Genomic DNA, 23,556 nt, shown 5'->3' with positions numbered 1-23,556 from the left:
TACGAGCGAAGTCACGGGGCCGGCGGTGACAAATGTCATCGGGAAGCCAGGATTCACGGCACTACGCGGCTGAACTGCGCGAACCTAGCGTTGTCCCCATGAACGCGATCACTTTCACGGGAGTGTCGAAGAGCTACGGCGCCGTCCGCGCCGTCGAGACTCTGGACCTGGAGATCGCCGCGGGGCAGGCCGTCGCGCTGCTGGGTCCCAACGGCGCCGGCAAGTCCACCTCCATCAACATGCTCCTCGGCCTCGCACGGCCCACGGCCGGGACGGTCGGTGTCTTCGGCCGGACCCCGGACGAGGCCGTACGCGCCGGGTGGATCGGCGCGATGCCGCAGGACGGCGCGCTGGTCCCCGGGCTGGCCGTACGGGAGATCGTCGAGTTCGTCCGGGGCCTGTACCCCGAGCCGATGCCGCTCGATGAGGTGCTCTCGCTGGCGAACCTCACGTCCCTGGCCAAGCGCCGCGCCGACCAGCTGTCCGGCGGGCAGGCCCAGCGGGTGCGGTTCGCGATCGCCATCGCGGGAGCGCCCCGGCTGCTGGTGCTGGACGAGCCGACCGCGGCCATGGACGTCGAGTCCCGGCGGTCGTTCTGGGCGAGCATGCGCGCGTACGCGGCGGGCGGCCGGACCATCCTGTTCGCCACGCACTACCTGGAAGAGGCGGACGAGAACGCCGACCGGGTCATCGTGATCAACCACGGCCAGGTCGTCGCCGACGGGACCGCGCAAGAGATCAAGTCCGTCGCCGGGGGCCGTACGGTGCGCTTCACGATCGGCGACCAGCCCACGGCCGGGCTCGACACGCTCCCCGGCGTCACCGGCATCGAGGTACGCGGCGGCTCCGTACGGCTGCGCACCACCGACCCCGACGCGACCGTACGGGCCCTGTACGCCTCCGGCCTCGAGGTCCGGGACCTGGAGGTCAGGGGCGCCGACCTGGAAGAGGCGTTCCTTTCCCTCACCGGCGACAACTGAAAAGGACTCCCCCGATGCTTCGCTACCTGCTGCTGGAGATCCGCCGGACGTACCGCGACCGGCGCTTCGTGTTCTTCACCATCGCCATCCCGGTCGGCTTCTACCTGCTGTGGTCCAACATCTTCGCCAAGGGCGACATGGACCCCGAGACCGGGCTGGACGCCAAGACGTACCTGCTGGTCTCGATGGCCGCCTTCGGCGCCCTCGGCGCGTCGCTGACCACGACCGGCGCGCGGCTCGCCGCCGAGCGCCACGGCGGCTGGCTGCGGCAGCTCCAGGTCACACCGCTGCGGCCGTGGGCGGTGATCACCGCGAAGGTGCTCGCCTCGATGTGCCTGGCGCTGCCGGCCGTCGTCCTGGTCGGGCTCGCCGCGGTCCTGACCCAGCACGTGCACCTGTCCGCGGGAGAGTGGGCCGGGTTGATCGGCGTGATGTGGATCGGCACGCTCCCGTTCGCCGCGCTCGGCACGCTGATCGGCTCTCTGGTCGGTCCGGACGCCGCGCAGCCGCTCACGGTGGCCTGCTACATGATTCTGGCCATCCTCGGCGGCATGTGGATGTCGGTGAGCATCCTGCCCAAGACGATGCGGACCATCGCGCACTGGACACCCTCGAATCGCTTCGCCGACCTGGGCTGGAGCGTCGTCGCCGGGCACGTCCCGCCCGCCTCGGACGCCCTCATCCTGGCCGGCTGGACCGCGGTCCTCGGCACCCTGGCCATCGCGGCCTACCGCCGCGCTACCGTTCGGTCCTGATGAGCCTTCTCATGCCGTTCGACGCCGAGCAGGAGACCAGCGCGCCCTCGAAGCGGCGGGCGCTGTGGACCCTGCTCGGCCTGGTCTACCTGTTCCTGTGGCCGGCCGGCTCGATCTTCGGGCCCGGCCACACCACCGGCGGCGTCGTGGTGCGGCTGGCGGCGCTGCTCTCCTACGTCGCCTGTTTCATCGGCCTCGTCCTGGCGAACAACCCCTGGACCGCCGGCACGAACCGGCGCACGTACGTCCTGCTCGGTGTCACGACCGCGCTGGCGATCGGGTACCCGCTGCTGTTCGGGGTCCAGTGGTGCGGGCTGCCGATCTACCTCGGCGTGGCGTACGCCATGACGCTCCCGATGCGGTGGGCGACGCGCGGCGTCCTGGCCGCGACCGTGCTGACCTTCGTCATGTGCGCCTCGCTCGGGGCTCCCGGCGGCACGCTGGCGCTGCTGAGCTTCGAGACGCTGACGATCGGCATCCTGATGCTGGCCTTCCGCTCCAGCCGTGTCCTCGTGGTCCAGCTACGCGAGGCGCGCGGCGAAGTGGCACGCCTCGCCGCGAACGAGGAGCGGTTGCGCATCGCCCGCGACCTGCACGACCTGCTCGGGCACACGCTCTCGCTGATCGTGCTCAAGAGCGAGGTGGCCACCCGGCTCGCCGAACGCGACCTGGACCGGAGCGTCGCCGAGGTGCACGACATCGAGACGGTGGCCCGCCAGGCGCTCGCCGACGTACGCGAGGCGATCTCCGGCTACCGCCAGCGCAACCTCACCGACGAGCTGGAGAACGCCCGCAGCGTCCTGGCCGCCGCCGACGTCGAGCTGACCATCAGTGCCTCCGGCACTCCGCTGCCCGACCAGGTCGACGGCGTGTTCGGCTGGGCCGTACGCGAGGGCGTGACCAACATCGTCCGGCACGCACGTGCCCGTACCGCCGCGATCACCGTTCGCCGGCAGGACGGCACGGCCGTCCTGGAGATCACCGACGACGGCGCGGGCGCGGATGAGGCGCCGGCCGGCAACGGCCTGCGCGGGCTGCGCGAACGGGTCACGGCCTCAGGCGGCACCGTCGAGGCCGCCTCCCGCGCGGACGGCGGTTTCCGCCTGACCGTACGCGCCCCGCTGACGTCCCCGGTCCCACGTGAGCCGGCCGAAGAATCCGCTTGATCGCGGTGTCGTCCTCTAGAGTCGCTGCCGTGATCCGGGTGCTGCTCGCGGAGGACCAGGGCATGGTGCGCGGCGCGCTCGCGACCCTGCTGAACCTCGAGGATGACATCGAGGTGGTCGCCGAGGCGGCCGACGGCGACGAGGCCCTCGCGGTGGCCGAGCGCACGCGGCCCGACGTGGCGCTCCTCGACATCGAGATGCCGGGCACGGACGGCATCACCGCCGCCGCCTCGCTCCGCGAGGCACTGCCCGACTGCCGGATCGTCATCCTCACGACGTTCGGCCGGCCGGGCTACCTGCGGCGCGCGATGGAGGCGGGCGCGTCGGCGTTCCTGGTCAAGGACAGCCCGGCGCAGGAACTGGCGGCGGCGATCCGCCGCGTGCTCGCGGGTGAGCGGGTGATCGACCCGGCCCTGGCCGCCGCCGCGCTGAGCGCCGGACCCAACCCGCTGTCTCCGCGCGAACGCGACGTCCTCACCGCCTCGGCCGACGGTTCCACGATCGGCGACGTCGCCGCGCGCCTCCACCTGTCGGAGGGGACGGTCCGCAACTACCTGTCCTCGGCGATCCGCAAGACCTCCGCCCGCAACCGCATCGAAGCCGTCCAGACCGCCCAACGTCAGGGCTGGCTCTGAGACCTTCCAACCGGCCGGTCGCCGCAGGCAGATGGTGGCCGATGACCGCAGAGGGGCGGGTTCAGAGGCGGCCGGCCTTGCTCTCGGCCAGCTCGTTGAACCGGGCGAGCATCCGGCCCAGCATCCGTACGTCCTCCGTCGGCCAGGTGGCGAGCATCGCGTGGAAGCGTTTCTGCCGGGCGGTGCGGGCGATCTCCACCCTCCGGCGTCCCTCATCCGTGAGGACCAGCAGGTGGGCGCGGCCGTCATCGGGGTCGGGCCGCCGCTCGATCAGGCCGAGCTGTTCGAGCACCTTCACCTGGCGGCTGATGGTGGCCTTGCCGACGCCGAAATAGTCGGCCAGGTCGCTCGGCCGCGAGCGGGCGCGGTCGTGCATGCCGATGAGCAGCCCGTACGCCGCGGGCTCGAGCTCTGGGTGCACCTCGCGCGCCACCTCGGCGGACAGCGCCCGCGCGCGGCGGAAGAGCACGCCGAGCTCATGCTCGAGGGCCTGGTACGCCTCGTGTTCGCGGCCCACCGTGGTTCTCTCCGTCATCGCTCCTTCACCTGCCCTCATACCCGGCGACCGAGGGGGCTCATGTCATCCGGCGGGGTGGCCGAGCCACAGGTCGTGCGCCCCGTCGCCCCGGCCGGTCAGGTCGACTCCGCTCGCGACCAGCGGGTACCCGGTGGCCGTGACGGTGTACTCGCCCTCCGTCAGGCCGGTGAAGGCGTACTCCCCGTCGGGGCCGGTGGTCGTGACGCCGACGATGTTCCCGGCCGCGTCGAGCAGCGTGACGCGCGCGTCGGGAACCGGGCCGCGGCCCTCGACCCGGATCGTGCCGCGGACGCGTGCGCCGGGCAGCAGTTCGATCTCCTGGCGGGTCTGTCCGCCGCCGACCTCGACCGGCACGGCGGCCGGGCGGTACGCGGTGGCGCTGACCGCGAGCGTGTAGATGCCGGCGGTCACCGCCGTGAAGAGGAAACCGCCGCCGGCATCGGTCGTGCCGCCCGCGACGACCTCGCCGCGTGCGTCCGTGACGACGACCATCGCGCCTTCGATGGGTGCGCCGTCGACGGCGCGGACGACTCCGGCGAGGCCGCCGGAACCGCTGAGCGTCACGTCGAAGTCGACCGGCTGGTCGCCGACCACGAGGGTCGCGGCCTGTGGGTCGTGGTCTCCGGCCGCGGCGATCAGCACGTAGGTGCCTCGGCCGGGAGCGGGCAGGGCGTATCGTCCGTCGTCACCGCTGGTCGCGCGGCCGACCTGGTGCCCACGGACGTCGATCAGCGTGAGCACGGCACGGGACACCGGAGCGGCGCCGTCGCGGACGAGGCCGCGGATCAGGCCGCCGCCCGTCCCCACGGAGGCGTAGGCCTGCGCCGCGTGCCGACCGCGCGCCGAGGCGTTCGTCACGGGTGCGGAGGGGGCCACGCCGACCGGCCGCGCCTGGGGGTTGGACGTGCGCAGCGGCACCTCCTTGATGAACAGGATCACGATCACCGCGATCAGCGCGCACGGTGCGGCGTACAGGAAGACGTTGCCGATGCCGTGACCGTACGCGTCCTGAACGACCGTGCGGACCGGGGCGGGAAGGGCGGACAGCTTCGGGAGCGAGCCGCCGCTTCCAGAGGTGTGCACGCCGATGCGTGCGAGGCCGTCCATCATGTAGTGGGTGATGCGGCCGCCCAGCGCCGCGCCGAGCGCCGAGACGCCGATCGCGCCGCCGAGCGAACGGAAGAAGGAGACCGTCGAGCTGGCCACTCCCAGCTCCTGCGGCCGGACCTGGTTCTGCACGCACAGCACCAGGTTCTGCATGGTCATGCCCAGGCCCGCCCCGACGAAGAACATGTAGATCGCGGCCTGCCAGTAGGCGGTGTCGTAGCGCACCGTGCTCAGCAGGGCGTAGCCGACGGTCATCGACGCGGCGCCGAACACCAGGATGTTCTTCCAGCGCCCCGTGGCGGTGACGATGCGCCCGGAGATCGTGGACGCGATGGCCAAGCCGCCGATCATCGGCAGGGTCATGAGGCCCGCCTTCGTCGGCGAGTCGCCGCGGGCCAGCTGGAAGTACTGGCTGAGGAAGGTCGTCGCGCCGAACATCGCGACGCCGACGAAGAGGCTGGCCAGCGTGGACAGGGACAGGGTGCGGATGCGGAACAGGCGCAGCGGCACGATCGGCTCGCTCGCGAAGGTCTCCGCCACGATGAACAGCACCGCCAGGACGACCGCGCCGCCGATCATCGCGGCGGTCTGCCACGACAGCCAGTCGTACTTGTCGCCGGCGAAGGAGACCCAGAGCAGCAGCAGAGCGGCCGCGCCCGCGAACAGTGTCGCGCCGAGCCAGTCGACCTTGACCTTCCGCTTCCTGGTCGGCAGGTGAAGGGTCTTCTGCAAGACGATCAGCGCGATGACGGCGAACGGCACGCCCACGTAGAAGCACCACCGCCAGCCGAGCCAGGAGGTGTCGACGATGACACCGCCGATGAGCGGGCCGCCGACCGTGGCCAGGGCGAAGACCGCCCCCGTGTAGCCGGAGTAACGACCGCGCTCGCGTGGCGCGATCATCGCCGCCATGATCACCTGCACCAGGGCGCTGAGCCCACCGGCACCGAGGCCCTGAACGACGCGGGCCGTGATGAGCATCGCGGGGTTGTGCGCCTGACCGGCGATGGCCGAGCCGACAACGAAGATCACCAGAGCGAGCTGGATCAGGAGCTTCTTGCTCACCAGGTCGGCGAGCTTGCCCCAGATCGGGGTTGTGATCGTCATCGAGAGCAGCGTCCCGGTGATCACCCACGTGTAGGTGGTCTGGCTCGCGTGCAGGTCAGCGATGATCGTCGGCAGCGCGTTCGACACGACCGTGGACGACAGGATCGTCACGAACAGGCCGAGCAGCAACCCGGATAGGGCCTCTACGATCTGCCGATGCGACATCGGGGCATCCGAATCGGGTGCCGCCGCCCGCACCTCGGCCGGTGCTGCGGTTGCCATCAGACTCCTTTCGCGCCCCGAAGAGTCCGGGGGATGGGGACGGCGCAGGCCATCCAGCCGTGCGAGCGTCGCTCGGCAGCCGTCCTGTCGCGACATTTGGTTGCCTGGGGCAAGTATGCATGATTTGGTTGCCGCGAGCAACTTTATTTTCCGGCGACGCCGGGCCTCGCGACACGTCCGGCCGGGTCGGGGGCGCACGGTGCGGGCGCAGGTCACATGATGCGAAGCAGGCGGTCGGCCAGGGTGTCGGCGTAGTCCGGGGTGAGGTCCGCGCCGAACAGGACGCGGATGTACATCGGGGCCAGGATGTGGTCGAGGATGTCCAGGACCTCGGGCGGACGTTCGCCGCGCGTGCGGGCACGGTCGAGCATGTCCTGGATCTGGCGGCTGCGTTCGGCGAAGAACTCGCCGCGGGCCTGGACGCCATCCGGTCCGGCGGCGTCCAGGGCGATGATCAGGCGCAGGATCGCCAGAGCGTCGGGACCGGCCAGGTCACGGGCCACGCCGGCGGCGTAGGCGCGCAGGTCGCCGTCCAGGCTGCCGGTGTCGGGGATCGGCGACTGCGCGGTCAGCCAGGTGATCGCCACGTCCACGAGCAGGGCCTCAAGGGTGCCCCAGCGCCGGTAGACGCTGGTGTCGGCGACACCGGCACGGGAGGCGACGTCACCGACGGTGAAGGTGCCATAGCCGCGCTCGGCCATCAGATCGAGTGCCGCCCGATGCACCGCCGCGCCGACGCGGGCGCTGCGACCGCCGGGACGTCGGGTTCTCTGTCGCTCATCTGACATGCCCTCACCTTAACGCAGCCCGGGATTGCGTTAACGGGATCCACCGGTCTATCGTCCAACTAAACGCAGTCATCAACTGCTTTAGGAGTTGGTCATGGAGCCCGTGTTCTTCCCCGACGACCACCAGTTCTGGTACGAGACACTGCGGACCTTCGGGCACATCGCGTACGGCGGCGCCGACTTCGGCGAGGCCGTGGTCACCACCCAGCGGATCACCGCCGGCGACTACGACGGCTGGCACGACCAGTGGCTGGCCACCGCGGACCGCGTGGCCGCCGAGGGGCGGCGGGCGCTGGCCGGCGGCCACCGCGTCAGCGCCCGGGACGCGTTCCTGCGAGCCTCGAACTACTACCGCAACGCCGAGTTCTTCCTGCACGGCGACCCTGCCGACCCGCGCATCCGGCACGCGTACGACGCCCAGGTCGCGTGCTTCCGCCAGGCGGCGGCGCTGTTCACCCCGGCGATCGAGCCGGTGCGGATCCCGTACGAGGACACGACGCTGCCCGGCTACCTGTACCGGGCCGACGACTCGGGGGCGCCGCGCCCGACCGTGGTGATGTTCAACGGGTTCGACGGCAGCGCCGAGGAGATGCACTTCGCCGGGGCCGCCGCCGCGGTCGAGCGCGGCTACACCGTGCTGTCCTTCGACGGCCCCGGCCAGCCCGGCACCCGCCACCACGAGGGCCTGGTCTTCCGTCCCGACTGGGAGAACGTCGTCGGCCCCGTCCTGGACCACGCCCTGACCCGCACGGAGGTGGACCCGGCCCGGATCGCGCTGCTGGGCAACAGCATGGGCGGCCTGCTCGCCCCGCGTGCGGCGGCCTTCGACACCCGCGTCGCCGCCCTCATCGCCCTCGACGGGGTGTACGACCTGGGCGACATCACCACCGCCCCCTTCCCCGGCGACCGCGCCGAGGTCGAACGTCGCCTGCGCGCCGACCACGATCCCGAGCTGGACGGACTCCTGGAGGCCGCCATGGCCACCGACCCGATGGTGCGCTGGTCCATCGGCCACGGCATGTACGTGCTGGGATCCCCCACTCCGCGCGCGTTCGGGGCCGCCTACCTCGACTACCACCTGCGCGACGGCATCGCGGAGAAGATCACCTGCCCGACTCTCGTGTGCGCCGGCACCGGCGACGGCTTCTTCACCGGCCAGCCCGAACTGCTGTACGAGCACCTGACCTGCGCCAAGACGCTACTGGAGTTCACCGCCGACCAAGGCGCCGACGCCCACTGCCAGGCCGGCGCCCAACGACTGGCCTTCGCCCGCGTCTACGACTGGCTCGACGACGCCCTGAACGTACGCGAGACCGAGGCCGTTGGTGGTCACTGATCGGCGCATTTCCACCTCCGTACCGCCCGGAACCAAGGCGCGCCATGCCTTCGGCGTGGGGAACGTCGCACGTCGTGTTCTTCGCGGTCCGCGCGATGAGCACCCGCCCCGGGTGGTCGGCTCACCGCGTCTCGGTGGAGGTGCGCACGTAGTGTTCGGCGATCTCGTCGCTCGTGGTCACCCAGGCGTCGGGTCGTCCCGCGAGGTACTCCAGGGCCTGGTCGAGGTACTTGGCCCGGAACGCCTGCCCGGTGACGAACGGGTGCAGGGCCAGCGCCATCACCCGGCCGCTGTTCGCCGAGTCGGCGCTCAACTGCTCGTACTGGTCCTTGACGATCTGCACGAACTCCGGCCCGGTGGTGGCCTTGCCGAACAGGTTCAGGTCGTTGAGCTCCACCGAGTACGGGACGCTGATCATGCCGGGCACGTTCAATCGGTAGGGCTGGTCGTCGTTGGTCCAGTCGAGCACGTACGACAGACCGAGCTCGGCGAGCAGCTGCGGGGTGTTGAACGTCTCGGTCAGCCCCGGTCCCATCCATCCGTGCGGCCGACCGCCCGTCGCGGCGGTGATGGTGTCCACGACGTCGGTGAGGAAGCGACGCTCCTCGTCGAGCTCCATGCCGCTGTGCAGGATCGAGTTGGTGCGCCCGTGTGCCAGCCAGGCCCAGTCACGGTCCAGGCCTGCCTTGATGATCTGCGGATAGTGGTCGGCGACGTCGGAGTTGAGCAACACGCTCGCCCGGATGCCGTGCCGGTCGAGGCTTTCGATGGTGCGCCAGATGCCGACCCGGGTCCCGTAGCCGCGCCAGCCGTGGTTGAGCGCGTCGGGGACCAGGTCCGCGGTGCCGGGCCAGATGCTGGTGGACGGGCGGTCGACCAGGAAGTGCTCGATGTTGAGCCCGACGTAGACGGCGACCCTGGCGCCGCCGGGCCAGTTGATCGCTGGGCGTTCGGTGATCGGGCTGTAGTCGAAGGGCTCGTTCTTCGCGGTGTTCGTCATGCCGAGACGGTAAGACTTGACACCAATGTGAGATTCAAGCCCGGCCCGGCGACCTCTCGCCGGGCCGGTTCGCCGAGGCTCAGCGGCGCACGAGCCGCCACGCGCCGGGCAGCAGGCCCGCGGCGAGCAGCACCTTCAGCGCGTCACCGATGAGGAACGGACGGACGCCCATCGACAGTGCGGCGCCGAAGCCGGAGTGGGTCATGGCCATCAGCCACGGCACGCCCACGGCGTAGATGAGCACGGTGCCCAACGTCATCGTCAGGACGGTACGCAGCGGCGACCGGTCTCCGCCACGCGAGGCCAGCGCGCCCACGACCGCGCCCGCCAGCACGAAACCGAGAATGTAGCCGTACGAGGCGAAGTGCCAGCCGGACGTGCCCTGAGTGAACCACGGCACGCCGAGCGCGCCCGCGAGCGCGTACAGGGCCATCGAGATGACCGAGCGGTTCAGCCCGAGCGCGGCGCCGGAGAGCAGCACGGCGAACGTCTGCCCGCTGACCGGCACCGGGGTACCCGGCACCGGCACACTGATCTGCGCGGCGATGCCGACGAACGCGGCCGCGCCGAGGACGAGCGCGACGTCACGGACCAGGCGGCCCGGGACGAGGTCGCCGAGCACCGCCGGACGTGCGACTGCAGCCTGGGTGTTGGACACGTGGAACCTTCCTTTCGGGGGCTAACCGGACAATTGTCGCCCCAGCTCGCGAGGAAGGCGTGTGGCGGCCCCGCCAAAGATGCGTGCCTGGCCTTTGTGCGACGCGTACGTTCACGGCGGCGACGCATGTGCCTTCATGCCGACCGACGCCGGGGTGATACGCCTCCGGAACGCCTGAGACCCGACGGGTGAGCCGCCCGACGTGCGCGGCTCACCTCCGCTGCGCCGGTCGGTGACCGTTCCAGGCTCCCGGCGGCTCCAGGGCGCCCCGATCGACGTCGCGGGCGGCGGCTCGCCCCGGGACGGGGGGTCACCGTACGGGTCAGGACTCGAAGTGGCGGGCCAGGTAACCCGTGATGAGCCGTTCGGCCTCGGCGAGCAGTGCCGGGTCGCCGTCGCGCTCGACGCGGAAGGCGAGCTTCAGCACGGCGTCGGCGGCCTCCACGGCCACCGCGAGGGCGCGGGAGAACTCCTCGCTGTCGGGCACCGCGAACGCCTCGACCAGCAGGACGCGCAGCCGGTCGGCGACGACCGCGTTGTTCTCCTCGCCGGCGTCGAGGAGCCGGACGTCGGCGATGTCGCCGAAGCGCAGCACGCGGAAGCCGGGGACGGTGCGGTGCATGTCCACGAAGATGTCGATGACCGTGCCGACCGCGTCGTACCAGTGCGGGAAGTCGCCCTCGGCCAGGCCGTGGGCCACCCGCTCGCCGAACATCTCCAGGTTGCGCAGCGCGAGCTCCTGCGCGATCGCCCGCTTGTCGGGGAAGAACTGGTAGACCGAGCCGATCGCGACGTCCGCGCGCTGGGCGACCTTGGTCGTGGAGAGGCCGTCGTAGCCGTTCTCCTCCAGGATGTCCGCGCAGGCGTCCAGCATGCGCTGCACCCGCTCGGCGCTCCGCCGCTGAGCGGGCCTCCGCCTCAGTGCCGAGGTATCCGTCGTCACACGTACAATCATGCCTTTTCTGATGGCACAGCGGCCCCGTAGGATCCGAAACCTCCTCACATTTCCGGGAGGTCGCGATGACACCGGTATCGGGGTCGCCGTCCGAGTTCCAGTGGGGTGTCGCCACGGCGGCGTTTCAGATCGAGGGGGCGACCGGTGAGGACGGCCGTGGCGTCTCGGTCTGGGACACCTTCTGCCGCGAGCCGGGACGGATCCGCGAGGGGCACAACGCCGATGTCGCCTGCGACCACTATCACCGCTGGCCGGAGGACCTCGACCTGATCGCGGGTCTCGGCGCGCGTGCGTACCGGTTCTCCATCGCGTGGCCGCGCGTGCAGCCGGACGGGTCCGGGCCGGTCAACGCCAAGGGCCTGGACTTCTACGACCGGCTCGTGGACGGGCTGGCCGAGCGCGGCCTGAACGCCACGGCGACGCTGTTCCACTGGGACCTTCCGCAGCCGCTCGAGGACGCCGGTGGTTGGCTGAACCGCGACACGGCCGCCCGGTTCGCCGAGTACGCCGCGATCGTCGCCGAGCGGCTGGCCGACCGCGTCGCGCTGTGGATCACGCTGAACGAGCCGATGGTCGTCATGGCCTACGGGTACGCGTTCGGCGTGCACGCCCCGGGCCGGGCGCTCATGCTCGGAGCGCTGCCCGTCGCGCACCATCAGCTTCTCGGGCACGGCCTCGCCGTGGAGGCGCTGCGCGGCGCCGGCGCACGGTCGGTCGGGATCACCAACAACCTCACGCCCGGACATCCGGCGAGCGACCGGCCCGAGGACGCCGCCGCCACGAAGGCGTTCGACAACCTGCTGAACTGGCAGTTCACCGACCCGATCCTGCGCGGCGGCCACCCGGACCTCGGCGTGGACCTGCCGCACGTACGCGACGGCGACCTCGCGGTCATCTCCGCGCCCATCGACGTCCTGGGCGTCAACTACTACAACCCGGTCGGCGTCGCGGCGCCCGCCGAGGGGGACGAGCTGCCGTTCACGATGACCGAGGTGCCCGGGGCACCGCCGGTGACCGGGATGGGCTGGCCGGTCGTCCCCGGTGCGCTGTACCGGTTGCTGACCACGTTGAAGAGCCGGTACGGCGACGCGCTCCCGCCGATCCAGATCACCGAGAGCGGCTGCTCCTACGACGAGGCGCTGGACGACCGGCCTCGCATCGACTACCTGTCCGCCCATATCGACGCCGTAAGGGCCGCGATGAACGACGGTGTGGACGTGCGCGGCTACTACGTCTGGTCGCTGCTGGACAACTTCGAGTGGGCCGAGGGCTACGGCCCGAGGTTCGGCCTCGTCCACGTCGACTACGCGACGCAGCGCCGGACGCCGCGCGCCTCCTACGCGTGGTACCGCGACCTGATCGCCGCCTCAGGGCCGGGCGGTCAGCCCCGTACAGCGCCGTAGGCCGTTCCACTTGGCCAGTGCCTGGACCCGCGCGGAGCCGGTGAGCAGCCGGGGCACGCCGCCGGAGATCGTCCCGGGTCGCCACTGCGCCTTGAGCACCTTGCGCCCGCTGAGCGTCACCTCGAGGATCCCCGTGTCAGAGGTCTTGCCGCTGGCGGCGTAGAAGAAGAAGTTGCCCATGCCGTAGTCGATGTAGCGGCCGTGGAAGTACCCGCCGCCCAGCGGTATGTGGGCGTGGCCGCCGACGATCACGTCCGCGCCCGCGTGGACGAGCTGGTTCGCGAGGTGCTTCTGACGCGGCAGCGGGCACGGTTCGAGCTCCTGACCCCAGTGCAGGTAGACGATGACCGCGTCGGCCTGCTTGCGCGCCTTGCGCACCTCCTGGATCAGGCGTGGAGCGTTCTTGGCCGAGGCGAGGCCGCCGTGGGTGTCCGTGGCCGTCCAGGCGCTGATCAGGTTGTCGTCGAGCACCTGGGTCGCGCCGATCACCGCGACCCGGGTGCCCTTGACCGTCGCGTAGTACGGCTTGTACGCGTCGGCGGCGTTCTTGCCGATGCCGACGACCGGGTAGCCGGACCGCCTGATCGCCGCGAGCGAGTCGGCGAGTCCCACCTCGCCGTAGTCCATCCCGTGGTTGTTGGCCATGGACACCACGTCGATGCCGGCCGCCTTGAGCGCGGTGAACGCGCTGGCCGGCGCGCGGAAGTTGAACTGCTTGGGCGCCTTCGTGCCCCGCGTGGTGATCGCCGTCTCGAGGTTGGCGATCGTGAAGTCGGCCTTCTTCAGCCATGGGATGGTCGGCCCGAGCGCAGTGCTCGGGTTGGCCAGCCGGGCGGTGAGCTGGGCGTAGAAGTGCGTGTCGCCGGCGAACGCGATGGTGATCGGCTCCTTGGCCGCGTCCACCCGCGCCGAGGGCGAACCGGGCGCCGTCCGGGTCACCTTCAGCGGCGGCATCCTGGCGTCGCTCTTGTCGCTACAGGCCGCCGCGCCGGCGGCCAGCGTGGCCGCCACGGCCACGGCGACAGGCAGCGGGAATCGCCGCATCACGTTCACCACCTTGGGGTAGATCGCACAGAATGCCACGTCCACGGCCCTTGACGCCTCTTCGAGGCCACGTAGCGTGCGGGGAAGGCCGTCGTAGCAGGAGGAGCGATTTGCTGGATATTGCACGTCTTCGTGGTGAAACACCGGGTTGTGCGGCGGTTGTCCATTTCAACAACGCCGGGGCCGCGCTTCAGCCGCGACCGGTACTGGACACGATCCGCGCCCATCTCGACGCCGAGGCGCTGATGGGCGGATACGAGGCGGCCGACGCCGCGATGGACCGGCTGACCGGCACGTACGACTCCCTGGCCCGGCTCATCGGCGCCGGCCCGGACGAGATCGCGATCACCGAGAACGCCACCCGCGGCTGGGACATGGCCTTCTACGGCATCCGCTTCCGACCCGGCGAGCGGGTGCTCACCTCGGCCAGCGAGTACGGCAGCAACGCGCTCGCCTTCCTGCACGCCGCCCGCGACCGCGGCATCAAGGTCGAGGTCCTGCCCGACGACGAGCACGGCCAGGTCTCCCTCGACGCGCTCGCCGCCACGCTGGACGACGACGTACGGCTCGTCGCGGTCAACCACGTGCCGACCCACGACGGACTGGTCAACCCGGTCGCCGAGATCGGCCGGCTGACCCGCGCTTCGGGCGCGCTGTTCCTCGTCGACGCCTGTCAGTCCGTCGGGCAGCTCGCGGTGGACGTGGACGAGATCGGGTGCGACTTCCTGTCGGCCACGGGCCGCAAGTTCCTGCGCGGGCCGCGCGGCATCGGCTTCCTCTACGTACGGCGGGCCGCGCTGGAGCGGATCACCCCGACCTTCCTGGACGACCGGAGCGCCGAGTGGACCGGGCCGGACTCCTACACGATGCGCGACGACGCCCGCCGGTTCGAGAGCTATGAGCGGTCCGCGGCGCTCCAGCTCGGGCTCGGGGCCGCGGCGGACTACGCCCTCGCACTCGGACCGAAGGAGATCGAACGGCGGGTGACGGCGCTGGCGGAGACGCTGCGCGCCGCCCTCGCCGAGGCGCCGGGCGTGACGGTCCACGATCGCGGCGCGCGCCGGTCGGGCATCGTGACCTTCACCCGGCAGGGCCGGGCGCCGGCGGAGATCGTCGCCGCGCTCGCCCGGCAGAAGATCAACGTACGGGTGTCCGCGCAGACCTACCGGTACGACGGCGGCGTCACACCGCCGCCCCGCGTCCGCGCGTCGGTCCACTACTACAACACCGAAGAGGAGATCTCCCGGCTCGTCGAGGCCCTCTGACGCCGGGAACCCGCCCAGCCACGATGGGTATATGGGCTCTGACCTGCGACAATATGTCCATCGATCAAAAACTTACATTGCTCGTTATCTTGAATCCTTCAGGTTTAATGCATAGTCTCGGTCCTGTGAAGGACACCGAACACCCGCACGACTCCGCCGGCGAGCTGCGCTCGGCGGGGCTCAGGGTGACGGCCGCCCGGCTCGCCATCCTCAACACGGTGCGCGCCGGCGACCACCTGGACGTCGACGCGGTCACCTCCCGGGTACGCGAGCGGCTCGGCCACGTGTCATTCCAAGCCGTCTACGAGGCCTTGCACGCGTTCACCGCGACCGGGCTCGTACGGCGTATCGAACCTGCCGGAAGCCCGGCGCGCTTCGAGTGCCGGGTCGGTGACAACCACCATCACCTCGTCTGCCGAGAGTGCGGCCGCGTCTCCGACGTCGACTGCACGGCCGGGGAGGCTCCGTGCCTCGAACCCGCCGATGACGCCGGGTACCGGGTGGACGAGGCGGACGTGACCTTCTGGGGTTTCTGTCCCGACTGCCGTCGGGACTCTGAGGGAGGAAGTGCGCATGACTGACCAGAGGCCCATCACCACCACGGATGCCGGCATCCCGGCGCCCAGTGACCACGATTCGCTGTCGGTGGGGCCGAACGGACCGCTGCTGCTCCAGGATCACTACCTGATCCAGAAGATGGCGCAGTTCAACCGTGAGCGGGTGCCCGAGCGCGTCGTTCACGCCAAGGGTGGTGGCGCCTTCGGCTTCATGGAGATCACCGAGGATGTCAGCCAGTTCACCAAGGCGAAGCTCTTCCAGAAGGGCGCCCGCACCGACCTGCTGCTGCGGTTCTCCACGGTCGCCGGTGAGCTCGGCTTCCCCGACACGGTCCGCGACCCGCGGGGCTTCGCGATGAAGTTCTACACCGAGGACGGCAACTACGACCTCGTCGGCAACAACACGCCGGTCTTCTTCATCCGCGACCCCTCGAAGTTCTCCGACTTCATCCACTCGCAGAAGCGCCGGTCCGACAACCACCTGCACGACCACAACATGCAGTGGGACTTCTGGACGCTGCGCACCGAGTCCGCGCACCAGGTGACCTTCCTGATGTCGGACCGCGGCACGCCGTACTCCTGGCGCCACATGAACGGCTACGGCAGCCACACCTTCATGTGGATCAACGCCGCCGGCGAGAAGTTCTGGGTGAAGTACCACTTCAAGACCGACCAGGGCATCAGGAACTTCACCGACACCGAGGCCGCCGAGACGACCGCGCTCGACCGCGACTTCCACCTCCGCGACCTGAGCCGGGCCATCAGCGCGGGCGAGCACCCGTCGTGGACGGTGCAGGTGCAGATCATGCCGTTCGAGGACGCGGCCGACTACCGGTTCAACCCGTTCGACCTGACCAAGATCTGGCCGCACGGCGACTACCCGCCGATCACCATCGGCAGGTTCACCCTGAACCGGAACCCGGACGACTACTTCACCCAGATCGAGCAGGCCGCGTTCGAGCCAGCCAACATGGTGCCGGGCATCGCGGCGAGCCCGGACAAGATGCTCCAGGGCCGGCTGTTCTCCTACCCCGACACCCACCGCTACCGGATCGGCCCCAACTACCTGCAGCTCCCGGTCAACCGGCCGAGGGTGCCCGTCCACTCCTACAACAAGGACGGCGCGATGCGGTACGAGAACTACGGCGACCCGGTGTACGCGCCGAACTCCGTGGGCGGCCCGCAGGCCGACCCGTCGCCGTACGAGGGCGAGAGCTACAGCGTCACCGGTGAGATCGTCCGCGCCGCGTACACCCTGCACGCCGAGGACGACGACTACGGCCAGCCGCGCGCGCTGTACGACAACGTGCTGTCCGAGACCGACCGCGCCAACCTCGCGAACAACATCGTCGGCCACGCCTCCCGCCCGGAGGTCACCGCCGAGGTGAAGGCACGCGTCGTGGAGTACTGGCGCAACGTCTCCAAGCACCTGGGCGACAACGTCGCCAGGGGCCTCGGGGTCAACGGGAGCTGACTCTCCCCCACCCCCCAAGGAAGGGCGGCCCGCATGGCGGGCTGCCTTTTCTTCGCCTTTACCCGTTGTGTTCGGTCCCGATCACCTCGGGTGACGCGCACTTCTCCACACGCTCGACGGGTATCTGGTAGGCAGGCGACATGGCACTGGTGGAAAATCCGGTCTTCGCCCGCCTGTACGGCCCGCTCGCCGCGCGGCAGGAAGAACGCGGCAACCGCGCGTTGCGCACCGAACTGCTCGCGGGCCTGTCCGGCCGGGTGATCGAGGTGGGGCCCGGCACGGGGCTGAACTTCCCCCGCTACCCGGCGGAGGTCGCGGAGGTCGTGGCCGTCGAGCCCGAGCCGCACCTGCGCGCGCAGGCCGCCGAGGCGGCGCGGACCGCCCCCGTACGGGTCCGGGTCGTGGACGGCACGGCCACGCGGCTGCCCGCCGACGACGGCTCGGCGGACGCCGTGGCGATCTCCGGCCTGCTGTGCTCGGTGCCCGATCCCCGCACCGCGCTGGCGGAGTTCCTCCGGGTGCTGCGGCCGGGCGGTCAGCTCCGCTTCTATGAGCACGTACGCAGCCACGACACGGCGTTCGCCGCCGCACAGCGGGTCGCCGACCTGGTCTGGCCTCGGCTGATGGGTGGTTGTCACGTCACCCGCGACCCGCTGCCGGACATCCGGCGGGTATTCGAGGTCGATCGTTGCCGCGGCTTCCGGTTCCCCGCGACCGCCTGGTGTTCCCCGGTCGCACCGCGCATCATCGGGACCGCGCGCAAGCCCCGCTGAGATCGGTCAGGAGGCTTGGGAGGCCACGCGCCGCTCGGCCTCGATCTCGGCGCGGATGGCGGAGTACAGCGCATCGGAGGTGTCCGCCTGGACGATCAGCCGGCAGCCGGCGCGCAGCTGCTCGATGGTGAGGGCGCAGGCCTCCGTACGGAAGGCCCACCACCGGCCGGTGTCGCTGATCCACAACCGCCAGCCGGGAAACTCGGCCTCGAGCCTCCGCATCGTTACCACCCTGAATACCGGGGGATTTCATCCACGGACCCTTCAAAGATAAACGAGCGACGTTAATCCCGCGAGGCCCACGAGGGCCCATAAAACAGACGCTTTACCGGGTTTTACCTGCTTCATCTCGTGGAACCCCTGACAACGGTGTAAACCGGGGCAAGGCCGGGCGAAGGCACAACCGGCGGGTACGCGACTGGCGGATCGGGTACCTGATCAGGTGTTCGAAGGACGAGGCCGAACGGTACCTCCGGCCGCCCCACGACACGCGGGGAGCCGCTCGCCCAAAGCGAGGACCAGCCGACCCCCACGAGGCAGACGTTGACTGACAAGGCACTAATGTCCAGAGCAGAGCCATTGGAGGAGGTGCCGTGAACCGTCAGCGGGTGAGCAGGATCTCCAGGTCCCTGACCGTCCCCCGCCCACTCAAGGTCGCCGAGGATCTCGAGCACGCTCATGTCCTCGACCGGCCGGCCCGTGGGCTCACCGGCTTCGTTCTGCGGATTCTGCCTCCGGGGGCCCTCAGAGACCTTCTGCACGGGGTGCCGCTCGGTCACCCGGCCCATCCGCCGCTGACCGACGTCCCGGTCGGCTGCTGGCTGGCGGCGTCGGCGCTCGACCTGTTCCCCGACACCGACCGTGCTTCGCAGGTGCTGCTGGCCGCCGGGCTGGTGAGCTCGGTGCCGGTGGCGCTCACCGGCGCGGCCGACTGGTCCTCGCTCCACATCGAACAGCAGCGCGTCGGCATCGTGCACTCGATCGGCACGACCGCCGCCGCCGGCCTGTTCGCCGCGTCGCTGCTCTCTCGTCTGCGCGGCCGTAAACGTCAGGGCAAGGTCCTGGGCCTCGCCGGGCTCGCGGCGCTGTTCGGCGGCACCTATCTCGGCGGCCACCTCGCCTTCCGACTCGGCGCGGGTGCCAGCCACGCCGAGTCGATCACCCATCTGGGGCCCCTGGGCTGGCACGACCTGTGCCCGCTGGACGAGTTGCCCGAGGGCTGGCCGGTCCACCGCACCCTGGGCTACATCAGCCTGTTCGTGCTGCGCTACGGCGAGGACGTCTACGTGCTCGCCGACCGCTGCACCCACCTCGACGGGCCGCTGCACCAGGGGCGCATGGTCCGGGTGGACGATGAGATCTGCGTCATCTGCCCCTGGCACGGGAGCACGTTCCAGGTCAGCGACGGCACCGTGGTCCACGGCCCGGCCACCGGCCGCCAGCCCGCCTTCGAGACGCGGATCCTGGAGAGCGGGATGATCCAGGTGCGTCCCGCCCGCTGAGCTCAGCCGCGGGGCAGCCGTACCGTCAGGGAGTACAGGCGGGTGATCTGCGCCGAGCTCTGGTTGTCATCGCTGACCAGCAGGAGGCGCAGGCGTCCACCCGGGGCCCGGCCGGTGATCGTGATGCCCTCGATGTTGTCGAGCAGCGGGTTGGGCTGGGGCTGGTTGGCGGTCGCGCCGAGCGAGGGGCAGTCGACGAGGTCGGCGAGCAGCGACTTGCCGATGAGGCGGACGCCCGATCCGGCGGTGAGGTTCTCGGTGCGGCTGACGTCGGTGGCGTGGCGGGGGTCGGCGAGGTAGAGCCGGATCGTGTTGCCGACTCCGGCCGTGAAGCCGCGCTCCAGCACCAGCAGCCGCCCGTCCGGCGTCGCCGTGATGTCGGAGACGCCCAGACCGGAGTCGACGCGGTAGCCGTACTGCGCGGAGAGCCGGAAGTCGCGGCCGTCCGCCTCGCGCCGCCACGTCTGGAAGCGCACGAGGTCGGCGTCGTCTCCCGAGAGCGCCCCCTCCATCGAGGCGACCAGCGTGCGTCCGCCGGGCTCCAGCGTGAGCCCCTCGAAGGTGAGGTTGCCGGTGGCCCGTCCGGCCGGCGCGACCCGCAGGGCGTCCGGCACCGCGAGCCGGCCCAGGATCTTCCCGGCCCGGCTGTAGCGGCGGATGGACGGCTCGACCTCGGAGGTGATCAGGCGGGTGCCGTCGCGGTCGACGACGAGGCCCTCGGAGTCCAGCGCGGCGCCGCTCTCGTCGGCGAGGTTCACGACGCCGACCGGCCGCAGGGTGCGGGCGTCCAGGCTGAACAGCGACGACCGGTCCGACAGCGCCGCGATGCGCCCACCGCGGTCAACGGCGAGGGCCGACAGGTTCCCGACATAGACGCCGTCGAAGGTGGTCTTGTCGAGAGCGTCGGAGAACCCGGTGATGTCCACCGACGCGGAGCATGCACGGGTCGTGCCGCCCCGTGCCGCGGCGACGGCAGCGGTGGTCGGTGTCAGAAAGGTGGCCGCCAGCAGTCCGGCACCGGCGAGTGACGAGATGACGCGCATGACCGACTCCAAGATCGCTATTCGAGAGTGGAGCCATGCTAGAGGTGTTCCGTGAACATCATCCGGCCGGGCAACGGCTAGCGGAAGACCCCTGAGATCACCGGCGTCTCCGGCCCGTCGCGAGGAGCGGGCGGCCCCGTCACGCCTCGTTCGGCGGGGGCGCGGACGGCTCTCTGCGGTCGTTGAAGGGGTGCTCGACCAGCGCCAGGACGCGGCTGGCCATGAAGCGCGCCGTGCGCACGGGCGTGCCGGTGCGGGTCACCTCGGTCACCTCCACGACGCCCCGCCGGGTGACGACCTCGACCCTCCTGCCCGCACGCGTGGCGACCACCTCGTACGTGCGCGTCGCACCCCCGGCGTCGATCATGATCTCGACCCTGTCGCCCTTCATGACCGCACCCTTCTCGAACGTCTATTCGATTATTACCCTCGTGGACCACCGTTCAACCGGTCCGGAAGCGGCCTCACCAGGCGTGGCATGTGTCTCGCCGTCGAAGCCCGGCAATACCCCGCGGGGAATCGACGGGCGGCGCCGTCGCCGGATACGACTGGGGGCATGCTGGCGGTGATGGAGACCAACGGGTTCGCACGCGAACTGCGGCGATGGCGTACGGCGCGGCGCTGGAGCCAGCTCGAGCTCGCCCTGCGCGCCGGCACGACGCAGCGGCACCTCAGCTACATGGAACAGGGGCGCTCGCGGCCCGGCCGCGGCATCGTGCTGCGCCTCGCCGAGTCGCTGGAGCTGTCGCTGCGCGAACGGAACGCCCTGCTGCTCACCGCCGGGTACGCCCCGGTGTTCGCCGAGTCCAGTCTCGACGCGCCCGAGCTGCGCCCCGTACGCGAGGCGATCGAACGTGTCCTGGAGGGGCACCTGCCGTACCCGGCCCTCGTCGTGCGGCCGTACGGCGAGCTGGTCGCCGCGAACGCCGCCGTCACCGTGCTCACCGAGGGCGCCGCCGGGCACCTGCTGGAGCCGCCCGTCAACGTGCTCCGGCTCGCGCTGCACCCCGACGGGCTGGCGCGGCGCGTGGCGAACCTGCCCGAGTGGGGCCGGCACATCGTCGAGTCCCTGCGCGCGCTGGCGCTCAGGAGTCCTGACGACCGCCTCGACGCGTTCATCGCCGAGCTGGAGGAGTACGTGCCGCCGCTGCCGTACGGGCCTGACCACGTCGGCTTCGCGATGCCGTTGCGCCTGCGCTGCGACGAGGGAGAGCTGCGGCTGGTCACGACGGTGACCTCGTTCGCGACCGCGGTCGACGTCACCTTGGCCGAGCTGCGGCTGGAGGCGTTCCTGCCGGCCGACGAGGAGACCGCGCGGATCCTCCGCCGGAGGGTCACAGCATCTTGACGATGGCGGCCACGCCGACGACGACGATGACGATCCGCAGCACGATCGGCGGCAGCCGCCGGCCGATCGAGGCGCCGAGCAGACCTCCGGCCGTCGAGCCGACGGCGATGAACAGCGCCGCCCACCAGTCGACGTGCGCGACGAGGATGAACAACAGGGCCGCCGCGCCGTTGACCACACCGGCCAGGACGTTCTTGACCGCGTTCACGCGCTGCAGGTCCTCGTCGAGGAAGATCCCGAGCAGCGCCAGGAGGATGACGCCCTGCGCGGCCCCGAAGTACCCGCCGTAGATCCCGGTCAGCAGGACGGTGACCCACAGCCACGGGCCGCCGTGCGGATGCCGGCGCCGGCCGCCGAGCCAGGCGCTCAGCCTCGGCTGGATGATGACGAGGACGCACGCCACGCCGATCAGCGCGGGGACGATCACCTCGAACGCCGAGGCGGGCAGGACGAGGAGCAGCAGACCGCCGATGATCGCGCCGATCACGGACGCCAGCCCGAGTCGGACCAGCCGGAAACGCTGTCCGTTCAGCTCACGCCGGTAGCCGTACGCCCCGGAGGCGGAGCCCGGGACGAGACCGACGGTGTTGGAGACATTCGCCACGACCGGCGGGTAGCCGAGCGCGACCAGCACCGGGAAGGTGATCAGCGATCCCGAGCCGACGATGACGTTGATGCAGCCGGCACCGACCCCGGCGCCGAAGATGGCGAGGGCGTGAAGGGGGGTCATCGGGCGGCCTTACGGAGGGGACGGCGGATCACGACGTGACGGCTCGCGCGTGCCAGCGTCCCTCCTGACGCTCGATCTGCAGGGGGAGCCCGAAGCACTTCGACAGGTGCTCGTCGGTGAAGACCTCGTCGACCTTCCCGGTGGCGATGACCGAGCCGCGGCGCAGCAGCATCGCGTGCGTGAACCCCTCGGGCACCTCTTCGACGTGGTGCGTGACGAGCGCCATCGTCGGTGCGAGACGGTCGACGGCCAGGCTCGTCAGCCGCGCGACGAGGTCCTCACGGCCGCCGAGGTCGAGCCCGGCGGCGGGCTCGTCGAGCAGCAGCAGTTCGGGGTCGGGCATGAGGGCGCGCGCGATCGACACGCGCTTGCGCTCGCCCTCGGAGAGGGTGGAGAAGCGGCGCCGGATGAGGTGGGCGCAGCCGAGCGCGTCGAGCAGCTCGACGGCCCGCGTCACATCCGTGGAGTCATATTCCTCTTTCCAGCGGCCGATGATCGCGTACGACGCCGTGAGGACCAGGTCGATGACCTTCTCCTCCGGCGGCACCCGGTCGGCCACCGCCGAACTCGACAGTCCGATGCGCGGCCGAAGCTCGAACACATCGGTCTTACCAAGTTGTTCACCCAGGATCTGCGCATGGCCTTCGCTCGGGAACAGCATCGCGCCCGCCACCTGCAGCAACGTCGTCTTTCCCGCGCCGTTCGGACCGATGATCACCCATCGCTCGTCCTCCTGCACGGTCCAGTCGATGTTGCGCAGCAGCGTCGCCCCCTCGCGCCGGATCTCGACGCCCTCAAGCCTGAGTACCTCTCCGGCCATCGCATCCCTTCGCGCCATCGCACGAAGCCGCAGGCGGCGAGGGCCGCCGGACCCGCGCGGGTCTCCGGCACGAACCTACGGCATTCGGACGCCTTATGGTTGTCGGCATGCGTGTGACTCACCCCTCGGCCGCCCTCGTCGCCTGGGGCAACGCATGGCTCACCGGCCACGTGGGGCTCGATGAGGCCGCCGATGTCGTGGAACGCCTGGGCGGCCCGCACGTCGTCGCCGGCATCCCGGACCAGCCCGGCGAGACACCGCTGCGCGGTGGTCTCGCGGCGCTCCGGGTGGCCGGGCTGTCCGCGCTCAGGCTCGCCCTGCCGGCGCCGGGCGACCCGCTCGGCCTCACC

Annotated in this window: 25 protein-coding genes; 13 read left to right on the top strand and 12 right to left on the bottom strand. The window is 70.7% G+C overall.

Going from position 1 to position 23,556, the window contains the following annotated elements; all coding sequences use genetic code 11:
- The first annotated feature begins 98 nt into the window (after window positions 1–98).
- Genes ACFFNX_RS07715 through ACFFNX_RS07700 form a run of 4 tightly spaced genes read left to right on the top strand, consistent with a single transcriptional unit; the run spans window position 99 to window position 3,536 of the window.
- Entirely contained in the window at window positions 99–980 is an 882-nt protein-coding gene (locus tag ACFFNX_RS07715; RefSeq protein ID WP_378197424.1) for an ABC transporter ATP-binding protein, read from the top strand.
- A 14-nt stretch (window positions 981–994) separates the two neighbouring features.
- Window positions 995–1,735, top strand: coding sequence for an ABC transporter permease (locus ACFFNX_RS07710; protein WP_378197421.1), 741 nt, complete (start codon window positions 995–997; stop codon window positions 1,733–1,735).
- Window positions 1,735–2,901 (top strand): sensor histidine kinase, encoded by a 1,167-nt coding sequence (locus tag ACFFNX_RS07705; RefSeq protein WP_378197418.1) that lies wholly within the window; start codon window positions 1,735–1,737, stop codon window positions 2,899–2,901. The genes ACFFNX_RS07710 and ACFFNX_RS07705 overlap by 1 nt, the downstream gene beginning before the upstream one ends.
- 29 nt (window positions 2,902–2,930) lie before the next feature.
- On the top strand, window positions 2,931–3,536 hold the full coding sequence (locus ACFFNX_RS07700; RefSeq protein ID WP_378197415.1) for a response regulator: 606 nt from the start codon (window positions 2,931–2,933) through the stop codon (window positions 3,534–3,536).
- Between the two features lie 61 nt (window positions 3,537–3,597).
- Here ACFFNX_RS07700 and ACFFNX_RS07695 read toward each other — a convergent pair whose 3' ends face one another.
- The 3 genes from ACFFNX_RS07695 to ACFFNX_RS07685 all read right to left on the bottom strand — a co-directional run bounded on the left by ACFFNX_RS07695 (window position 3,598) and on the right by ACFFNX_RS07685 (window position 7,298).
- Window positions 3,598–4,071 carry a MarR family winged helix-turn-helix transcriptional regulator gene (locus ACFFNX_RS07695; protein WP_378197412.1) on the bottom strand — a complete coding sequence of 158 codons (474 nt, stop codon included), beginning with the start codon at window positions 4,069–4,071 and terminating at the stop codon, window positions 3,598–3,600.
- 45 nt (window positions 4,072–4,116) lie between these two features.
- A complete protein-coding gene (locus ACFFNX_RS07690) occupies window positions 4,117–6,510 on the bottom strand; it encodes an MFS transporter (RefSeq protein ID WP_378197409.1) in 2,394 nt (797 codons plus the stop codon).
- A gap of 212 nt (window positions 6,511–6,722) precedes the next feature.
- On the bottom strand, window positions 6,723–7,298 hold the full coding sequence (locus ACFFNX_RS07685) for a TetR/AcrR family transcriptional regulator (RefSeq protein ID WP_378197406.1): 576 nt from the start codon (window positions 7,296–7,298) through the stop codon (window positions 6,723–6,725).
- Window positions 7,299–7,392: 94 nt separating this feature from the next.
- Between ACFFNX_RS07685 and ACFFNX_RS07680 the strand changes: the two genes are divergently transcribed.
- Complete coding sequence (locus ACFFNX_RS07680; RefSeq protein ID WP_378197403.1) at window positions 7,393–8,634, top strand: alpha/beta hydrolase family protein; 1,242 nt, start codon at window positions 7,393–7,395, stop codon at window positions 8,632–8,634.
- Window positions 8,635–8,755: 121 nt separating this feature from the next.
- On the opposite strand, the gene ACFFNX_RS07675 is transcribed toward ACFFNX_RS07680, so the two are convergent.
- The 3 genes from ACFFNX_RS07675 to ACFFNX_RS07665 form a co-directional block, all read right to left on the bottom strand.
- Window positions 8,756–9,634 carry a polysaccharide deacetylase family protein gene (locus tag ACFFNX_RS07675; RefSeq protein WP_378197399.1) on the bottom strand — a complete coding sequence of 293 codons (879 nt, stop codon included), beginning with the start codon at window positions 9,632–9,634 and terminating at the stop codon, window positions 8,756–8,758.
- A 79-nt stretch (window positions 9,635–9,713) separates the two neighbouring features.
- Window positions 9,714–10,292, bottom strand: coding sequence for a biotin transporter BioY (locus ACFFNX_RS07670; RefSeq protein WP_378197396.1), 579 nt, complete (start codon window positions 10,290–10,292; stop codon window positions 9,714–9,716).
- A gap of 322 nt (window positions 10,293–10,614) precedes the next feature.
- Entirely contained in the window at window positions 10,615–11,166 is a 552-nt protein-coding gene (locus ACFFNX_RS07665; RefSeq protein ID WP_378197448.1) for a TetR/AcrR family transcriptional regulator, read from the bottom strand.
- 146 nt (window positions 11,167–11,312) lie between these two features.
- Here ACFFNX_RS07665 and ACFFNX_RS07660 point away from each other — a divergent pair, with 146 nt between their 5' ends.
- The gene (locus ACFFNX_RS07660; RefSeq protein ID WP_378197393.1) at window positions 11,313–12,650 is read left to right on the top strand and encodes a GH1 family beta-glucosidase; all 1,338 of its coding nucleotides are present in this window, start codon (window positions 11,313–11,315) and stop codon (window positions 12,648–12,650) included.
- Here ACFFNX_RS07660 and ACFFNX_RS07655 read toward each other — a convergent pair.
- Window positions 12,615–13,733 (bottom strand): CapA family protein, encoded by a 1,119-nt coding sequence (locus ACFFNX_RS07655; RefSeq protein ID WP_378197390.1) that lies wholly within the window; start codon window positions 13,731–13,733, stop codon window positions 12,615–12,617. The genes ACFFNX_RS07660 and ACFFNX_RS07655 overlap by 36 nt on opposite strands.
- Before the next feature lie 71 nt (window positions 13,734–13,804).
- Here ACFFNX_RS07655 and ACFFNX_RS07650 point away from each other — a divergent pair, with 71 nt between their 5' ends.
- From ACFFNX_RS07650 to ACFFNX_RS07635, 4 genes are all read left to right on the top strand, one after another.
- Window positions 13,805–14,959 (top strand): aminotransferase class V-fold PLP-dependent enzyme, encoded by a 1,155-nt coding sequence (locus ACFFNX_RS07650; protein ID WP_378197387.1) that lies wholly within the window; start codon window positions 13,805–13,807, stop codon window positions 14,957–14,959.
- 107 nt (window positions 14,960–15,066) lie between these two features.
- Window positions 15,067–15,540, top strand: coding sequence for a Fur family transcriptional regulator (locus ACFFNX_RS07645; RefSeq protein WP_378197384.1), 474 nt, complete (start codon window positions 15,067–15,069; stop codon window positions 15,538–15,540).
- Window positions 15,533–16,990 (top strand): catalase, encoded by a 1,458-nt coding sequence (locus tag ACFFNX_RS07640; protein ID WP_378197381.1) that lies wholly within the window; start codon window positions 15,533–15,535, stop codon window positions 16,988–16,990. The genes ACFFNX_RS07645 and ACFFNX_RS07640 overlap by 8 nt, the downstream gene beginning before the upstream one ends.
- A 140-nt stretch (window positions 16,991–17,130) precedes the next feature.
- A complete protein-coding gene (locus tag ACFFNX_RS07635; protein ID WP_378197378.1) occupies window positions 17,131–17,763 on the top strand; it encodes a class I SAM-dependent methyltransferase in 633 nt (210 codons plus the stop codon).
- Between the two features lie 6 nt (window positions 17,764–17,769).
- On the opposite strand, the gene ACFFNX_RS07630 is transcribed toward ACFFNX_RS07635, so the two are convergent.
- Window positions 17,770–17,985, bottom strand: coding sequence for a hypothetical protein (locus ACFFNX_RS07630; protein ID WP_285584581.1), 216 nt, complete (start codon window positions 17,983–17,985; stop codon window positions 17,770–17,772).
- A gap of 371 nt (window positions 17,986–18,356) precedes the next feature.
- Between ACFFNX_RS07630 and ACFFNX_RS07625 the strand changes: the two genes are divergently transcribed.
- Entirely contained in the window at window positions 18,357–19,265 is a 909-nt protein-coding gene (locus ACFFNX_RS07625; protein WP_378197374.1) for a Rieske (2Fe-2S) protein, read from the top strand.
- 2 nt (window positions 19,266–19,267) lie between these two features.
- Here the strand turns inward: ACFFNX_RS07625 and ACFFNX_RS07620 are convergent, their stop codons facing one another.
- Together ACFFNX_RS07620 and ACFFNX_RS07615 are read right to left on the bottom strand one after the other, a co-directional pair.
- On the bottom strand, window positions 19,268–20,308 hold the full coding sequence (locus ACFFNX_RS07620; protein WP_378197371.1) for an esterase-like activity of phytase family protein: 1,041 nt from the start codon (window positions 20,306–20,308) through the stop codon (window positions 19,268–19,270).
- 139 nt (window positions 20,309–20,447) lie between these two features.
- Window positions 20,448–20,699 (bottom strand): DUF8836 family protein, encoded by a 252-nt coding sequence (locus ACFFNX_RS07615; protein WP_378197368.1) that lies wholly within the window; start codon window positions 20,697–20,699, stop codon window positions 20,448–20,450.
- 165 nt (window positions 20,700–20,864) lie between these two features.
- Here ACFFNX_RS07615 and ACFFNX_RS07610 point away from each other — a divergent pair, with 165 nt between their 5' ends.
- Window positions 20,865–21,656: a helix-turn-helix domain-containing protein gene (locus ACFFNX_RS07610; RefSeq protein WP_378197365.1), complete on the top strand. Its 792-nt coding sequence runs from the start codon at window positions 20,865–20,867 to the stop codon at window positions 21,654–21,656.
- Here ACFFNX_RS07610 and ACFFNX_RS07605 read toward each other — a convergent pair.
- Together ACFFNX_RS07605 and ACFFNX_RS07600 are read right to left on the bottom strand one after the other, a co-directional pair.
- The gene (locus ACFFNX_RS07605; protein WP_378197361.1) at window positions 21,643–22,386 is read right to left on the bottom strand and encodes a sulfite exporter TauE/SafE family protein; all 744 of its coding nucleotides are present in this window, start codon (window positions 22,384–22,386) and stop codon (window positions 21,643–21,645) included. The genes ACFFNX_RS07610 and ACFFNX_RS07605 overlap by 14 nt on opposite strands.
- A gap of 28 nt (window positions 22,387–22,414) precedes the next feature.
- A complete protein-coding gene (locus ACFFNX_RS07600) occupies window positions 22,415–23,206 on the bottom strand; it encodes an ABC transporter ATP-binding protein (protein ID WP_378197358.1) in 792 nt (263 codons plus the stop codon).
- A 107-nt stretch (window positions 23,207–23,313) separates the two neighbouring features.
- On the opposite strand from ACFFNX_RS07600, the gene ACFFNX_RS07595 reads away from it, so the two are divergent.
- Window positions 23,314–23,556, top strand: a 243-nt coding sequence (locus ACFFNX_RS07595; protein ID WP_512699845.1) for an Rv1486c family protein, incomplete at its 3' end; no start/stop codon positions are given.

The organism is Actinoallomurus acaciae, assembly GCF_042429965.1.
Lineage (GTDB): Bacteria > Actinomycetota > Actinomycetes > Streptosporangiales > Streptosporangiaceae > Actinoallomurus > Actinoallomurus acaciae.
The sequence above is the reverse complement of the archived record's forward strand: the minus strand, read 5'-3'. Positions and strand labels throughout refer to the sequence as shown.

What these genes read in the sequence shown, in the direction of transcription:
- ACFFNX_RS07715 (WP_378197424.1), top strand. Translation starts at nt 99, where the DNA reads ATGAACGCGATCACTTTCACGGGAGTGTCGAAGAGCTACGGCGCCGTC.
- ACFFNX_RS07710 (WP_378197421.1), top strand. Translation starts at nt 995, where the DNA reads ATGCTTCGCTACCTGCTGCTGGAGATCCGCCGGACGTACCGCGACCGG.
- ACFFNX_RS07705 (WP_378197418.1), top strand. Translation starts at nt 1,735, where the DNA reads ATGAGCCTTCTCATGCCGTTCGACGCCGAGCAGGAGACCAGCGCGCCC.
- ACFFNX_RS07695 (WP_378197412.1), bottom strand. Translation starts at nt 4,071, where the DNA reads ATGACGGAGAGAACCACGGTGGGCCGCGAACACGAGGCGTACCAGGCC.
- ACFFNX_RS07690 (WP_378197409.1), bottom strand. Translation starts at nt 6,510, where the DNA reads ATGGCAACCGCAGCACCGGCCGAGGTGCGGGCGGCGGCACCCGATTCG.
- ACFFNX_RS07685 (WP_378197406.1), bottom strand. Translation starts at nt 7,298, where the DNA reads ATGTCAGATGAGCGACAGAGAACCCGACGTCCCGGCGGTCGCAGCGCC.
- ACFFNX_RS07680 (WP_378197403.1), top strand. Translation starts at nt 7,393, where the DNA reads ATGGAGCCCGTGTTCTTCCCCGACGACCACCAGTTCTGGTACGAGACA.
- ACFFNX_RS07675 (WP_378197399.1), bottom strand. Translation starts at nt 9,634, where the DNA reads ATGACGAACACCGCGAAGAACGAGCCCTTCGACTACAGCCCGATCACC.
- ACFFNX_RS07665 (WP_378197448.1), bottom strand. Translation starts at nt 11,166, where the DNA reads ATGCTGGACGCCTGCGCGGACATCCTGGAGGAGAACGGCTACGACGGC.
- ACFFNX_RS07660 (WP_378197393.1), top strand. Translation starts at nt 11,313, where the DNA reads ATGACACCGGTATCGGGGTCGCCGTCCGAGTTCCAGTGGGGTGTCGCC.
- ACFFNX_RS07645 (WP_378197384.1), top strand. Translation starts at nt 15,067, where the DNA reads ATGCATAGTCTCGGTCCTGTGAAGGACACCGAACACCCGCACGACTCC.
- ACFFNX_RS07640 (WP_378197381.1), top strand. Translation starts at nt 15,533, where the DNA reads ATGACTGACCAGAGGCCCATCACCACCACGGATGCCGGCATCCCGGCG.
- ACFFNX_RS07635 (WP_378197378.1), top strand. Translation starts at nt 17,131, where the DNA reads ATGGCACTGGTGGAAAATCCGGTCTTCGCCCGCCTGTACGGCCCGCTC.
- ACFFNX_RS07630 (WP_285584581.1), bottom strand. Translation starts at nt 17,985, where the DNA reads ATGCGGAGGCTCGAGGCCGAGTTTCCCGGCTGGCGGTTGTGGATCAGC.
- ACFFNX_RS07620 (WP_378197371.1), bottom strand. Translation starts at nt 20,308, where the DNA reads ATGCGCGTCATCTCGTCACTCGCCGGTGCCGGACTGCTGGCGGCCACC.
- ACFFNX_RS07615 (WP_378197368.1), bottom strand. Translation starts at nt 20,699, where the DNA reads ATGAAGGGCGACAGGGTCGAGATCATGATCGACGCCGGGGGTGCGACG.
- ACFFNX_RS07610 (WP_378197365.1), top strand. Translation starts at nt 20,865, where the DNA reads ATGCTGGCGGTGATGGAGACCAACGGGTTCGCACGCGAACTGCGGCGA.
- ACFFNX_RS07605 (WP_378197361.1), bottom strand. Translation starts at nt 22,386, where the DNA reads ATGACCCCCCTTCACGCCCTCGCCATCTTCGGCGCCGGGGTCGGTGCC.
- ACFFNX_RS07600 (WP_378197358.1), bottom strand. Translation starts at nt 23,206, where the DNA reads ATGGCCGGAGAGGTACTCAGGCTTGAGGGCGTCGAGATCCGGCGCGAG.